This is a genomic window from Bacillus mycoides, from assembly GCF_001757995.1.
Lineage (GTDB): Bacteria > Bacillota > Bacilli > Bacillales > Bacillaceae_G > Bacillus_A > Bacillus_A mycoides_B.
Genome location: NZ_LXLV01000020.1, coordinates 110,989 through 123,781 on the forward strand (window position 1 = coordinate 110,989; position 12,793 = coordinate 123,781).

The 12,793-nt window shown below is 36.3% G+C and carries 15 protein-coding genes and 1 pseudogene; 14 read left to right on the forward strand and 2 right to left on the reverse strand.

What is annotated here, in order from left to right; genetic code table 11:
- The first annotated feature begins 93 nt into the window (after positions 1-93).
- Positions 94-1,074, forward strand: coding sequence for a YpdA family putative bacillithiol disulfide reductase (locus tag BWGOE10_RS07355; RefSeq protein ID WP_070141514.1), 981 nt, complete (start codon positions 94-96; stop codon positions 1,072-1,074).
- Between the two features lie 32 nt (positions 1,075-1,106).
- Here BWGOE10_RS07355 and ansA read toward each other — a convergent pair whose 3' ends face one another.
- Positions 1,107-2,081: an asparaginase gene (gene ansA / locus BWGOE10_RS07360; RefSeq protein WP_081338085.1), complete on the reverse strand. Its 975-nt coding sequence runs from the start codon at positions 2,079-2,081 to the stop codon at positions 1,107-1,109.
- Positions 2,082-2,293: 212 nt separating this feature from the next.
- Here ansA and BWGOE10_RS32800 point away from each other — a divergent pair, with 212 nt between their 5' ends.
- The 5 genes and pseudogenes from BWGOE10_RS32800 (at position 2,294) to BWGOE10_RS07380 (ending at position 6,641) form a co-directional block, all read left to right on the forward strand.
- A complete protein-coding gene (locus tag BWGOE10_RS32800; RefSeq protein ID WP_098786250.1) occupies positions 2,294-2,467 on the forward strand; it encodes a DUF5359 family protein in 174 nt (57 codons plus the stop codon).
- Positions 2,468-2,597: 130 nt separating this feature from the next.
- Positions 2,598-3,275 (forward strand): (d)CMP kinase, encoded by a 678-nt coding sequence (cmk, locus tag BWGOE10_RS07365; RefSeq protein ID WP_070141515.1) that lies wholly within the window; start codon positions 2,598-2,600, stop codon positions 3,273-3,275.
- A gap of 327 nt (positions 3,276-3,602) precedes the next feature.
- A complete protein-coding gene (rpsA, locus tag BWGOE10_RS07370; protein WP_070141516.1) occupies positions 3,603-4,751 on the forward strand; it encodes a 30S ribosomal protein S1 in 1,149 nt (382 codons plus the stop codon).
- Between the two features lie 12 nt (positions 4,752-4,763).
- The gene (locus BWGOE10_RS07375) at positions 4,764-5,813 is read left to right on the forward strand and encodes a type 2 isopentenyl-diphosphate Delta-isomerase (RefSeq protein ID WP_070141517.1); all 1,050 of its coding nucleotides are present in this window, start codon (positions 4,764-4,766) and stop codon (positions 5,811-5,813) included.
- 53 nt (positions 5,814-5,866) lie between these two features.
- Positions 5,867-6,641, forward strand: a pseudogene (locus tag BWGOE10_RS07380) (hypothetical protein).
- 141 nt (positions 6,642-6,782) lie between these two features.
- On the opposite strand, the gene BWGOE10_RS07385 reads toward BWGOE10_RS07380, so the two are convergent.
- Complete coding sequence (locus BWGOE10_RS07385; RefSeq protein WP_000513901.1) at positions 6,783-6,917, reverse strand: YpzI family protein; 135 nt, start codon at positions 6,915-6,917, stop codon at positions 6,783-6,785.
- A gap of 117 nt (positions 6,918-7,034) precedes the next feature.
- Here BWGOE10_RS07385 and BWGOE10_RS07390 point away from each other — a divergent pair, with 117 nt between their 5' ends.
- From BWGOE10_RS07390 to BWGOE10_RS07425, 8 genes are all read left to right on the forward strand, one after another.
- Entirely contained in the window at positions 7,035-7,646 is a 612-nt protein-coding gene (locus tag BWGOE10_RS07390) for a hypothetical protein (RefSeq protein WP_070141518.1), read from the forward strand.
- A complete protein-coding gene (locus BWGOE10_RS07395; protein ID WP_070141519.1) occupies positions 7,639-8,532 on the forward strand; it encodes a YIEGIA family protein in 894 nt (297 codons plus the stop codon). The genes BWGOE10_RS07390 and BWGOE10_RS07395 overlap by 8 nt, the downstream gene beginning before the upstream one ends.
- On the forward strand, positions 8,529-8,714 hold the full coding sequence (locus tag BWGOE10_RS07400; RefSeq protein ID WP_070141520.1) for a capping complex subunit for YIEGIA: 186 nt from the start codon (positions 8,529-8,531) through the stop codon (positions 8,712-8,714). The genes BWGOE10_RS07395 and BWGOE10_RS07400 overlap by 4 nt, the downstream gene beginning before the upstream one ends.
- Before the next feature lie 124 nt (positions 8,715-8,838).
- Entirely contained in the window at positions 8,839-10,149 is a 1,311-nt protein-coding gene (der, locus tag BWGOE10_RS07405) for a ribosome biogenesis GTPase Der (protein WP_070141521.1), read from the forward strand.
- Between the two features lie 18 nt (positions 10,150-10,167).
- Positions 10,168-11,190 (forward strand): NAD(P)H-dependent glycerol-3-phosphate dehydrogenase, encoded by a 1,023-nt coding sequence (locus tag BWGOE10_RS07410; RefSeq protein WP_070141522.1) that lies wholly within the window; start codon positions 10,168-10,170, stop codon positions 11,188-11,190.
- Between the two features lie 133 nt (positions 11,191-11,323).
- On the forward strand, positions 11,324-11,575 hold the full coding sequence (locus BWGOE10_RS07415; RefSeq protein WP_000369753.1) for a stage VI sporulation protein F: 252 nt from the start codon (positions 11,324-11,326) through the stop codon (positions 11,573-11,575).
- Between the two features lie 232 nt (positions 11,576-11,807).
- A complete protein-coding gene (locus tag BWGOE10_RS07420; protein ID WP_002117663.1) occupies positions 11,808-12,011 on the forward strand; it encodes a DUF2768 domain-containing protein in 204 nt (67 codons plus the stop codon).
- A 48-nt stretch (positions 12,012-12,059) separates the two neighbouring features.
- The gene (locus tag BWGOE10_RS07425) at positions 12,060-12,773 is read left to right on the forward strand and encodes a hypothetical protein (RefSeq protein ID WP_070141523.1); all 714 of its coding nucleotides are present in this window, start codon (positions 12,060-12,062) and stop codon (positions 12,771-12,773) included.
- Positions 12,774-12,793 lie beyond the last annotated feature (20 nt).

Sequence of the window (12,793 nt, forward strand, 5' to 3'; positions counted from 1 at the left end):
GAATACAATAAAGATAGGTGCCTACTGCTGTAAGTAGGTTTTTTCTTGTTTAGATAAATAGAGCAGAGGTAGAAGACTAGGAGTGAACAGAGTATGCAAAAAGAAACAGTTATTATTATCGGAGGCGGTCCATGCGGATTAGCAGCGGCGATTTCGTTGCAAAAAGTGGGGTTAAATCCGTTAGTAATCGAAAAAGGAAACATTGTAAATGCAATTTATAATTATCCAACTCATCAAACATTTTTCTCCTCTAGTGAAAAATTAGAAATTGGTGAAGTTGCTTTTATTACAGAAAATCGTAAGCCATTTCGTAATCAAGCGCTCGCGTATTATCGTGAAGTAGTAAAGCGTAAATCTGTACGTGTAAATGCATTTGAACGAGTGGAACAAGTGCAAAAAGATGGTGATGTTTTTAAAGTTGAAACGACGAAGCGTGACGGAAACAAAGAAATATATGTGGCAAAATACATTGTTGTCGCAACTGGATATTATGATAATCCGAATTATATGAATGTACCTGGTGAGAAACTTGAGAAAGTAGCTCATTATTTCAAAGAAGGACATCCTTATTTTGATCGAGATGTCGTTGTAATAGGTGGTAAAAATTCAAGTATAGATGCGGCGTTAGAGCTTGTTAAATCGGGTGCACGTGTAACAGTTCTATACCGTGGTGGGGAATACTCGCCAAGTATTAAGCCGTGGATTTTGCCGGAATTTGAGGCGTTAGTACGAAATGGGACAATTCAAATGCATTTCCATGCGCATGTAAAAGAAATTACTGAGCATACGTTGACGTATACAGTAGATGGTGAGGCAAATACAATTCAAAACGATTTTGTATTTGCTATGACTGGTTACCATCCAGATCACAGCTTTTTAACAAAAATGGGAGTTCGGATTGATGAAGAAACAGGGCGCCCGATTTATACAGAGGGTAGTATGGAAACAAACGCTGAAAATATTTTTATTGCAGGTGTAATTGCCGCTGGGAATAACGCAAATGAAATATTTATCGAGAACGGTAGATTCCATGGAGATGCGATTGCGCAAACCATTACATCAAGAGAAAAATAAAAAGAAGCTGTCGAAATTCGACAGCTTCTTTTTTAATCGTGCATATACATATTTTGGATTGTTTCATGAGAATTTGTATTCTCTAATGCGACTAATAATTTAATACGTGCCTTTTGAGCATTTAAACCGTATGTGAATATAACACCCATATCTTTTAATTGCTTGCCGCCACCTTCATACGAATATACATCTTGAACGATACCGTTGAAACAGCGAGACACTAATACGACAGGAATTCCTTTGCCTATTAATCGTTCTAGACTTGGAAGTGTTCTTGGAGGTAAATTACCTTGTCCAAGTGCTTCAATAACAATTCCGTCTACTGGTAGTGTTTCGATTGCTGATAATAATGTATCATCCATACCTGCGTATGCTTTTAAAACGACAACGTTTTTAGAAATTTGTCGTACTGTGTATGTTTCGTGATGCACTAAAGCATGGTGGAAAACGACACCACGTTTTGTTACCATACCGATGGGTCCGTACTGTGGACTTTGGAATGTCGCGACATTACTTGTGTGCGTTTTTGTTACATTTGTAGCACAATGTATTTCGTCGTTTAATACGACTAGGACGCCTTTTTCAGCAGCTTCATTACTACTAGCAACTTTTACAGCTGATAAGAAATTATATAGACCATCGGCACCTAATTCATTACTAGAGCGCATTGCCCCTGTCACAACGATTGGGATAGTTACTTGAACTGTTAAATCAAGAAAATAGGCTGTCTCTTCCAATGTATCGGTACCATGCGTAATGACTACGCCGTGAATATCGTCTTGTTTTACTCTTTCGTCAATGATGACTTGTAATTGTAGCATTTCGCTAGGAGTCATGTGAGGAGATGGAAGATGGAACACATCTTCGACAATTAAATCAACATCGCCTTCTAAATCAGGAATAAATTTTAAAAGAGGATTCTTTTCACCTGGTTGTACGACCCCAGTTTCTTTATCTTCCTCCATTGCAATTGTTCCACCTGTGTGTAAAACTAGGATTTTTTTCAATGCTTATACCCCTTTCAAGTTGAAAAATACATTTAGAACATAACATGTTTTGAGTAAATTCGACAATGAAAATGTATAAAAGTATGCTTAGAAAATGACAATAAAATTAATTAGTTTAAGTGTGCTTCGGTAAGTGGTTATTAGATTAGGTTTTGTTTATGGAAATTTATAGGAGTGTATCTGTAAGTATAGAGAGGGAAGGAGTGAGTTTTTTGAAAAAAGTAGAGAAAATTATAATTCGTATATTACTGATTCAATTTGTTTGTCTTTCTGTCATCCAACTGCTTTTTATACATAAATCTTCAGTGAAATATTTATCGAAAATTGTTTATTACGAAGGTGTCGTCACGAAAAATAAGGCGGAAATCTTACAGGTGAATAAGTAGTTTTCATTTTCTTCTAAGGTGGATTATGCTACAATTATTGAGGATTTAATGACGTGAAGCAAATGAGAAGAAGCAGGGGGAGAATACCTGCTTTTCGTTTTGTTTTATAAGTGAAAAATGAGGTGTTACAATGGATAAACGAATTTCGATTGCTATAGATGGTCCAGCGGCTGCTGGGAAAAGTACAGTTGCAAAAGTTGTTGCAAAAAAACTTTCATATGTTTACATTGATACAGGCGCAATGTACCGTACTATTACATATGCAGCCCTTGAACAAAAAGTGGATATTGAAAATGAAGAAAAGTTAATGGAAGTTGTAAAAAATGTAAATATTGAATTTCAGCAAGGTGAAAATACACAACTTGTATTTTTAAATGGACAAGATGTTTCTGAAGTGATTCGTACGCCAAATGTGACGAATCGCGTATCTATTGTAGCAAAGCATCGTCTTGTTCGTGAAGAAATGGTACGTCGTCAACAAGGATTAGCTAAAAAAGGCGGCGTAGTAATGGATGGTCGTGACATTGGTACACATGTACTACCAGATGCTGAAGTGAAAATCTTTATGCTTGCTTCTGTAGAAGAAAGAGCGGAAAGAAGACATTTAGAAAATATGAATAAAGGTTTCGATTCTAATTTAGAGCAGTTAAAAGAAGAAATTGCTAGGCGTGATAAATTAGATTCAGAACGCGAAGTTTCTCCTTTGAAAAAAGCTGATGATGCATTGGAATTAGATACAACTTCTTTATCAATTGAAGAAGTTGTCCGAAAAATTATGGGTATTGTTTCAGGAGTATTTGCGAAATAAAGAAAGAGGACTATCCTCTTTCTTTTTTTTTGAAATGTAAAGGATAAGTGAATTATAAGTCTCTTTTCTTGACAAATGGGCTAATTTGTAAGAAGTTAGTTACAGAGGGAAAAAACTGTCAGAATATATTCGCTATTATATTTCAAATCATACTTTCTTCAAGATGATTTTGCTGTATACTATTTATATAGGTTTAATATAGTTTCTTGTGAACTGTATTGAAACAGAATATGTGATGATAAATTCTTAAACATGCAAATGAAAACATTTGTTTTCATTTCGTATATACATAAAAATGCTTTGTCAATTCTGTAGGGAGGTATTTCCATGGTAGAGAAAATGAATGAAGAAGTTATGAATTCAAAAGAATTACAAGTTGGTGACGTTGTTACAGGTTCTGTAACGAAAGTTGAAGAGAAACAAGTGCTTGTAAATGTTGGATACAAAACAGATGGCGTAATTCCGATTAGTGAATTAGCTAACGTTCATATTGAAAAAGCAAGCGATGTTGTAGAATTAGATCAAACACTTGAATTGAAAATTATTAAATTAGAAGATGACGATCTTGTTTTATCTAAGAGAGCTGTTGACGCAGAAAAAGCGTGGGTAGAATTACAAGAAAAATTTAATTCTGGTCATGTATTTGATGTTACTGTAAAAGATATCGTGAATGGTGGGTTAGTTGTGGACCTTGGTGTTCGTGGTTTTATCCCAGCTTCACTTGTAGAGGTACATTATGTAGAAGACTTTGCTGACTATAAAGGAAAAACATTAGCGGTGAAAATTGTTGAATTAGACCGTGAAAAAAATCGTGTTATTCTTTCACATAAAGCGGTGGTAGAACTAGAACTAGATTCTAAGAAAAAAGAAGCAATCTCTTCGTTAAAAGAAGGGGATATTGTTGAAGGAACAGTACAACGATTAACGGATTTTGGTGCTTTCGTTAACGTTGGTGGTGTGGACGGTTTAGTTCACATTTCACAAATTTCATACGAACGTGTAGAGCAACCTTCTGAGGTATTAGAGCAAGGTCAAAAGGTAAAGGTAAAAGTGTTATCTGTTGATGCTGATACGCAACGTATTTCTTTATCAATTAAAGCAGCTCAGCCGGGACCTTGGGAAAATGTTGCTGGCGAAATAAAGGCTGGAGATATTCGTGAGGGAGTAGTAAAACGCCTTGTTACATTCGGTGCATTTGTTGAAATTTTACCTGGTGTTGAAGGGCTTGTGCATGTATCTCAAATTGCAAATCGTCACGTGAAAAATCCAAATGAGGTACTGGAAATGGGACAAGAAGTAAAAGTGAAAGTACTTGAAGTCCATGTAGCAGAAAAACGTATTTCTTTAAGCATAAAAGAAACGCTTGAAGAAAATAATGTAACAGAAGATTATAGCCAATATGAGCCAAATGCTGATTCTGCTACTTTCCAGTTAAGTGATATTATTGGTGAACAACTGAAAAAATTAAAGAAATAAAGAGGGGTACAAGTGGTAAGGGCAAAACGTAAATTAGATCATATTGAATATGCTCTTTCTACTGGTCAGTCTCGTACGCATGGATTTCATGATATTGATTTTGTGCATCAAAGCTTGCCAAATTCAAGTTATGACACTGTAACATGTGAAACAAAAATCGGCGAACTTTCACTAAGTTCGCCGATTTTTATCAATGCGATGACTGGTGGTGGAGGAGATCAAACGTTACATATTAATGAGCAATTAGCATATGTAGCGAAACATCATAACCTTGCTATGGCTGTAGGATCCCAAATGGCAGCTTTAAAAAATGAAAGCGAGGCGGCTTCTTATAAGATCGTCAGAAAGGTAAACCCAAATGGTATTTTCTTTGCTAATTTGGGGAGTGAGGCAACTGTCGAACAGGCAGAGCGTGCCGTTGATATGATTGAAGCGAATGCACTGCAAATTCATTTAAATGTCATACAAGAGTTAACGATGCCAGAAGGAGACCGTGATTTTACTGGTGTACTTCGGCGAATTGAACAAATTGTTTTAAACAGTAAAGTTCCTGTCATTGTAAAAGAAGTGGGATTTGGAATGAGTAAGGAAACAGTACAACAGTTAGCGAGTATAGGTATAACAGCAATTGATATTGGCGGACAAGGTGGTACGAATTTTGCTGCTGTTGAAAATGAAAGAAGACAGCGAATGCTTTCTTATTTTAATAACTGGGGAATACAAACAGCTACCTCGATTATTGAAGCAACCTCTACAAATAATAACCTCTCTTTTATTGCATCTGGGGGTATACAAACAGCACTTGACGTGGCGAAGGCAATCGCATTAGGGGCGAATACAACTGCGTTTGCTGGATACTTTTTACGTATTTTAATGCAAGATGGTGTTGAGAAGTTAGTGGATGAAATTGATCTTTTACATACAGATTTAAAATTTATTATGACAGCTCTTGGCGTGAAGACGATAGAAGAGTTACAATCTGTACCTCTTGTTGTAAAAGGTGAAACGTACCATTGGTTAGCGCAGCGAGGGATTGACACTGCACATTATAGTAGGCGATAAAAAATCAACCGTCCGGTTGATTTTTTTGCGTTTTATTTTCGTAAGCAGAACGTGTGCAAACTTTTCAATATAGCTGGTTAGCGATAAAACAAGATAAGAGATTGTTATTTAAGAGTCAAAAGAAACAAGAAAAAATTTACGATAATTTAGGGGATGAGGATGTTAATAAAAAAGGAGATAATGTATCCTCAAATAGTAAAAATACGATAGGACGCATTACATATAATAGTGAAGATGTTAATATTCATGCACGAAATATAAGAGAAGATACAGTGGTTTCTGGATATAATAAAAAGGTTGAAACTTCATTAACTTCAAATGTAAGAGAAGGGGATTCTAGTTCAACAACAGTACAATCAACAATTAAAACGGCGAATATTACGATCGTAGTCGGGAATGAATTGTATAGGAATCCAATGGTGAATGCAGGAAGTGGAATGGAAGCACTAATTTTGCCAAGGGAATTAGGAGAAGATAAAAATCCATCGGAAGATTCGTATGTAAATTATTATTTTAATATATCAAATGAAGTGAGCTTAAGTAATGCTGAAGTAGTATTACTTTCTGATCAAGGGAATACCATTGTGAGTAGGGAAATTACAGAAGAAAAAGAAGACATTGTAGGCGTGAAAAAAGAGGTTGAGCGAAAGTTAAATGAAATAGGAGAGACGGATTATGTACGTGTAGAGGTAAAGCGTTAAAAATCCTTCTCTTCATACGTATTATGTTATTACATATTCTAAAAAACCAACAGGTATAGTTACGATTGATGCCGCGTTGAGTGATAGGGTTTATAATGCGAAAACAAAAGAATTATATTACGAGTAGAAATAAGTAAAATATTTTTGTAAAAAGACGGTTTCGTACAATATCGAAACCGTCTTTTTGTATTGCCTATTTGAGGGCAGCTCGATTGGTGCCGGCTAATAATCAGTGGGGATGGATGCCCCCACTGAAGTTTCACTTTATTTAATGCTGATTCTGCTTTCGAGCTTGCTCCGGTGTATCAAGACTTGTTGCACCGGGATATTGAAGTGATTGGTCGCGATCAGATTCAACGCGGCGTGATTCTCTTAGTTTTCGTTCTTGGCGATCTTTACCCATTGTGAGTTACACCTCCTTATTAAAAGTTTTGCTGTTATGGGGAAAACTATGCACAAAGAAAAGGAGGATTAACTTTCATAAAAAGTTCCCATAATGGAAAACATAGGAGGTGAAATGATGGATGGGAGTACTTTTTATTTTGTTGCTTGGATAGGGTGGATCGTCGTGACCTTTTTTATGAAAAAGGAATCTATTCGTTGGAAGATAAGTGCTTGTATATTAATCTTTATTATTTGTTCTCCGTTAAATGTGACGATTGCTTCTTTCACGATATCGGTAAATGCCCTTTTGCTTTGTATTATTTCTTTTGTAGGAATCACGCTATATTCTATTTGGAAAAAATTATATAGCTTACTTTCGGCACTTATTATTGCAATGTTATATACAAGTTTTCATTTGTTAGAAGTATATGATCCAATTTGGATTGTGGCGGATAGATTGTTTCTGTTAAGTAGTGCCCTTGTGTATGCATCGGTTTTATTACATGGGAATCGCATATTACGATTATGCTCCTTATATATAGGGATGTTACAAGGAGAATTGCTAGTGACCCTTATTTTTCGGAAACTAAATTTCCCTTATGATTACGGTAGTTTAGCATTTTTTGATATCGTCGCCGTTTCTACATTATTTATGGCAATTTTATTTTGGATTGCAAAAGCATCGGTATACATGGAACAGTTTAAGCGGAAAACACGTAAAAGAAAGGCGAGGGTAATACATGACTGAATATACACCAGCCATTTTATGTGGCGTAATTGCAGGGACGGTGACTAGAGTATTAATGCTTCGCACAGATACGAGGCAATATCCGACGAGGCTTCACGGGAAAATTATTCATATTGCGATGGGTTTAATTGCAGCGGCTTTAGGGGCGATTGCTATCCCGTCTATTTTGAAAAAAGATTTTTCTGCAATTACATTTCTTACATTAGCAGCGACGCAATTTCGTGATGTGCGCAATATGGAAAGAAATACACTTCAACAATTAGATGGATATGAGCTCGTACCGCGTGGCAATACATACATTGAAGGAATTGCATTAGTATTTGAAAGTCGTAACTATTTGGCGATGTTAACGTCGTTTGTGACAACGTTTGCGTATATAGGATTCCATTCGTGGATTGCCGGAATAATAACTGGTACAATAGCATTTTTTATCGCGAAAAAACTAATGTCTGGTAAAAGGCTCCATGATCTTGTAGAGATTGAGCATGTTCCACTCCGTTTTGAAGGAGCGGGACTTTATATTGATAATATTTATATTATGAACATTGGATTGCCAGCAAGACAAGAAGAAATTATGAAATATGGAATGGGCTTTATTTTAAAGCCGAAATCGATCGATGCGATGGTTACAATCGCGAATTTAGGACAACGTCAAGCTATTTTACATGATGTTTCTGTTGCTTTAGGGATATATAGAGATTCTGGTACACCGGCACTTGTGCCGTTAGCGAAGCGTGATTTAGAGGATGGGAGAGTCGGGGTTTTTGTTCTTCCGCAAGATCAAAATGCAGAGAAAGCGATAGGGGTAATTGGAAATGTCCCAACATTAGAGAGTGCTGTTCATATGTCATCGGAAGCTCCGAAGGGAAGGGGAGATAAGAGATGATGTTAGAAAGTGTTATTCTCGCAGTCATTACAACCACACCGGAAAAGTTTGCAGGGGGGGCTCCTTTATTTGTTTGTGAATCGACAGAGGAAATGGAATTTGTTGCAAATAATTTAGAAGCCATTTTAGATGGCATTGCACATCGCTTACAAGAGAATGTATATATTATTGTGAAACATTAGCAACGTGTGGTATAATGTGAGGTGTTTTGATACGTTGAGAATTATTCTGGAATGCAAATCCCTTCTTGCACAAAGAAGGGTTTTTTACATAATAAACAGAAGCAAGTTGAAAGGATGAAAGTATATGCCGAAACCAGTAATAGCAATAGTAGGCCGCCCGAACGTAGGGAAATCTACTATTTTCAATAGAATTGTTGGAGAAAGAGTTTCAATCGTAGAAGATATACCAGGTATAACGCGAGACCGTATTTATAGTGCGGGAGAATGGTTAAATCATGAGTTTAACATTATTGATACAGGTGGAATTGATATTGGAGACGAGCCGTTCTTGACACAAATTCGTCAACAGGCGGAAGTAGCGATTGATGAAGCGGATGTTATCATTTTTATGACGAATGGTCGCGATGGTGTAACTGCAGCAGATGAAGAAGTTGCTAAAATTTTATACCGTTCTAAAAAACCAATTGTACTTGCGGTAAATAAGGTTGATAATCCAGACATGCGTAGTGATATTTATGATTTTTATGCATTAGGATTTGGCGAGCCATTCCCGATTTCAGGTACACACGGTTTAGGACTTGGTGATTTGTTAGATGAAGCTGCAAATCATTTTCCAAAGATTGAAGAAGAAGCGTATGACGATGAAACAATCCGTTTCTCTTTAATTGGACGTCCAAACGTAGGGAAATCATCACTTGTAAATGCACTTCTTGGTCAAGAACGTGTAATTGTAAGTAATATAGCGGGAACGACACGTGATGCTGTTGATACACCATATAGTAAAGATGATCAAGAGTATGTAATCATCGATACAGCTGGTATGCGTAAAAAAGGGAAAGTATACGAAAGCACAGAAAAATATAGTGTACTTCGTGCACTTAGAGCGATTGAACGTTCTGACGTTGTTTTAGTCGTTTTAGACGGAGAAGAAGGAATTATTGAACAGGATAAAAAAATCGCTGGATATGCTCATGATTCAGGACGTGCTGTTATTATCGTCGTAAACAAATGGGATGCAGTGAAAAAAGATGAGAAAACAATGAAAGCATTTGAAGAAAACATTCGCGCTCATTTCCAATTTTTAGAGTATGCGCCGATTGTATTCTTATCTGCGAAAACGAAAAAACGTACACAAACATTATTACCAGTTATTAATGAAGTAAATGAAAGCCATAGCATCCGCGTACAAACGAACGTATTAAATGATGTAATTATGGATGCGGTCGCGATGAATCCAACGCCGACTCATAATGGTAGCCGTCTGAAAATCTTCTATGCGACACAGGTTGCGGTAAAACCACCAACATTTGTTATATTTGTAAACGATACAGAATTAATGCACTTTTCATATGAGCGCTTCTTAAAGAACCGTTTACGTGAAGCGTTCGGTTTTGTAGGAACGCCGATTCACATTATCGCTAGAGCAAGAGACTAATGGAGAGGATGTGATTTTATGACAAAAATCACAGTAATAGGAGCAGGTAGCTGGGGAACAGCGTTAGCGATGGTATTAGCTGACAATGGGCATGATGTACGTATTTGGGGAAACCGTTCTGAACTTATGGATGAGATTAATACGAAACATGAGAATAGTCGATATCTTCCAGGAATTACATTGCCAAGCACAATCGTAGCCTACTCTTCTTTAGAAGAAGCATTAGTAGATGTAAATACAGTACTGCTAGTAGTACCGACGAAAGCGTACCGAGACGTATTGCAAGAGATGAAAGAAATTGTTACAGAACCAGTTACTTGGATTCATGCAAGTAAAGGAATTGAACCAGGTACGTCAAAACGTATTTCGGAAGTGATTGAGGAAGAAATTCCAGAGAAATTGATTAAAGATGTTGTTGTACTGTCTGGACCGAGTCATGCTGAAGAAGTAGGTTTGCGCCAAGCGACGACTGTTACGTCTGCAGCCAAACGTATGGAAGCGGCTGAGGAAGTACAGGATCTGTTTATGAATAGCTATTTCCGTGTATATACAAACCCAGATATCGTTGGAGTTGAGCTTGGTGGTGCTTTAAAAAATATTATTGCACTAGCTGCGGGAATAACTGACGGACTTGGATTAGGTGATAATGCGAAAGCCGCATTAATGACACGTGGTTTAACGGAAATTGCTCGTTTAGGAAGAAAGATGGGCGGAAATCCACTGACATTTGCTGGTCTAACTGGTATGGGGGACTTAATTGTAACTTGTACAAGTGTGCATAGTCGAAATTGGCGTGCTGGAAATATGCTTGGAAAAGGACACTCTTTAGAAGAAGTGTTAGAAAGTATGGGTATGGTTGTTGAAGGTGTACGAACAACGAAAGCTGCTCATGAGTTGGCAGAGAAAATGGAAGTTGAAATGCCGATTACAGCGGCTTTATATGACGTATTGTTCAATGAGAAAAATGTAAAAGATACAGTAGGCTCATTGATGGGACGTGTTCGAAAACATGAAGTTGAAGCGATACCTGATTTGTTATAAAGAAAGCGGTAGAAGTACATTTCGTACTTCTACCGTTTTTTTTTTTTTTTTTTTATATATTTTTTATGGGTCTTTTCACCAATTTTTCATCTCTGCATAGGATAAAGAGTAACTTGAGGAGAGGGTGAAAAGAATGGATAACAACATTTTTAATAACATTGAAAAAGAAGCGAAAGTGAACAAAGAAGATATTTTTAAATTAGCGTCGTCTGTTCAAAATGCGAACTTACGTGATGAGACAGTGCTTCGCCAATTGATTCATCAAGTTGCTCTAATGGCAGGACGCGAAGTGCCAAAAGAGCAAGAGGATCAAATTGTAAAAGCAATCATTAACAATAATATGCCCGCTGATTTTGGTTCGTTAAGTAAAATGTTTAAAAAGTAAAATATGAGAAACAAAGAGTTTAGCGAATGCATATGATAGTCATGAAAGAATGGGAATAGAGCTGTTAAGGGCATATTTGGTCAACCGAAGTGCGAAAAAACGTGCTTCGGTTTTATTATTTTATTGTATTTAAATTTTGTTAATTCACGGTAAAGTGATGATTTCTATTTGTTTAAAGATTTTAATTTGTTAAAATAGTATAAAAATAGTTAGAAAGTAAAGGGGTGTATATATGTCGGAAGGGCTTATAAAAATGTGGTTTTCCTTAGGGGCAATGGGATTTATGTTTGTTGCAGTAGCTTTTATTTTATTAAGTAGACATAAAATGAAGAATAAATTTCTGAAAGGGATTACAGCGTTAGTAGCGTACACCCTCATGATTGTGTCGGGTATTGTTATTTTTCTTGTTGTATTTAGTGGACCTGTGGAACAATAAAAGACGTTATAGGAAACAATCTATACTCGCATGAAAAGGTGATTGTCAGTGAAAAAAATCCATATTATTTTAATATTTTGTTGCATTAGCATTTTAACAGGGTGTATGTACCCGAAAGAAAATATGAAACAAAATGCGATTCCTTATGAAGATCAGTTGCAAGTTGTACAAAAAGCCATTAATACATATAAGGAGCAAACAGATGGTTTATTACCAATTAAGACGCGTGATATGAGTACGCCGATTTATCAGAAGTATCCAATTGATTTTCAAAAAATTGCTCCAAGGTACATACAAGAGGCGCCAGGGAATGCGTATGAAAGTGGTGGGGTATATCAATATGTATTAATAGATGTTGAAAGAAATCCGACAGTAAAGTTAATTGATGTGAGAATGGCGGAACAAATTCAAGAAGTGGCATTGAAGCTAAGGATGTATCGTGATGAACATCAATATCCACCTTTTAAAAAAGTGATTACAGATGGTGTTTATGAATTAGACTTCAAAAAACTAGGATATAAAGATGTACCACAAGTGACAAGTCCGTACTCAGGAAAAGGTCTCCCTCTTGTAATCAATGAAAAAGGAGAATTGTTTGTTGATTATAGAATCGACTTATATGAAGCGTTGAAAAAAAATGAAGGACAATTTAAAGAAGGTGAAGATATTCGGAGTATACTATCGAAGGATTCCCCGTTTGTTCCTGCATATTCTTTGCCGTACACAGTAAAAAATGGAGAACCAATTTTTTTAAAATCATAAGTCATGAACCTTTCTTTTAG

Excerpts from the sequence above, each read along its gene's own strand:
- BWGOE10_RS07355 (WP_070141514.1), top strand. The coding sequence starts at position 94 with ATGCAAAAAGAAACAGTTATTATTATCGGAGGCGGTCCATGCGGATTA.
- cmk (WP_070141515.1), top strand. The coding sequence starts at position 2,598 with ATGGATAAACGAATTTCGATTGCTATAGATGGTCCAGCGGCTGCTGGG.
- rpsA (WP_070141516.1), top strand. The coding sequence starts at position 3,603 with ATGGTAGAGAAAATGAATGAAGAAGTTATGAATTCAAAAGAATTACAA.
- BWGOE10_RS07385 (WP_000513901.1), bottom strand. The coding sequence starts at position 6,917 with ATGGGTAAAGATCGCCAAGAACGAAAACTAAGAGAATCACGCCGCGTT.
- BWGOE10_RS07390 (WP_070141518.1), top strand. The coding sequence starts at position 7,035 with ATGGATGGGAGTACTTTTTATTTTGTTGCTTGGATAGGGTGGATCGTC.
- BWGOE10_RS07395 (WP_070141519.1), top strand. The coding sequence starts at position 7,639 with ATGACTGAATATACACCAGCCATTTTATGTGGCGTAATTGCAGGGACG.
- BWGOE10_RS07400 (WP_070141520.1), top strand. The coding sequence starts at position 8,529 with ATGATGTTAGAAAGTGTTATTCTCGCAGTCATTACAACCACACCGGAA.
- der (WP_070141521.1), top strand. The coding sequence starts at position 8,839 with ATGCCGAAACCAGTAATAGCAATAGTAGGCCGCCCGAACGTAGGGAAA.
- BWGOE10_RS07410 (WP_070141522.1), top strand. The coding sequence starts at position 10,168 with ATGACAAAAATCACAGTAATAGGAGCAGGTAGCTGGGGAACAGCGTTA.
- BWGOE10_RS07415 (WP_000369753.1), top strand. The coding sequence starts at position 11,324 with ATGGATAACAACATTTTTAATAACATTGAAAAAGAAGCGAAAGTGAAC.
- BWGOE10_RS07420 (WP_002117663.1), top strand. The coding sequence starts at position 11,808 with ATGTCGGAAGGGCTTATAAAAATGTGGTTTTCCTTAGGGGCAATGGGA.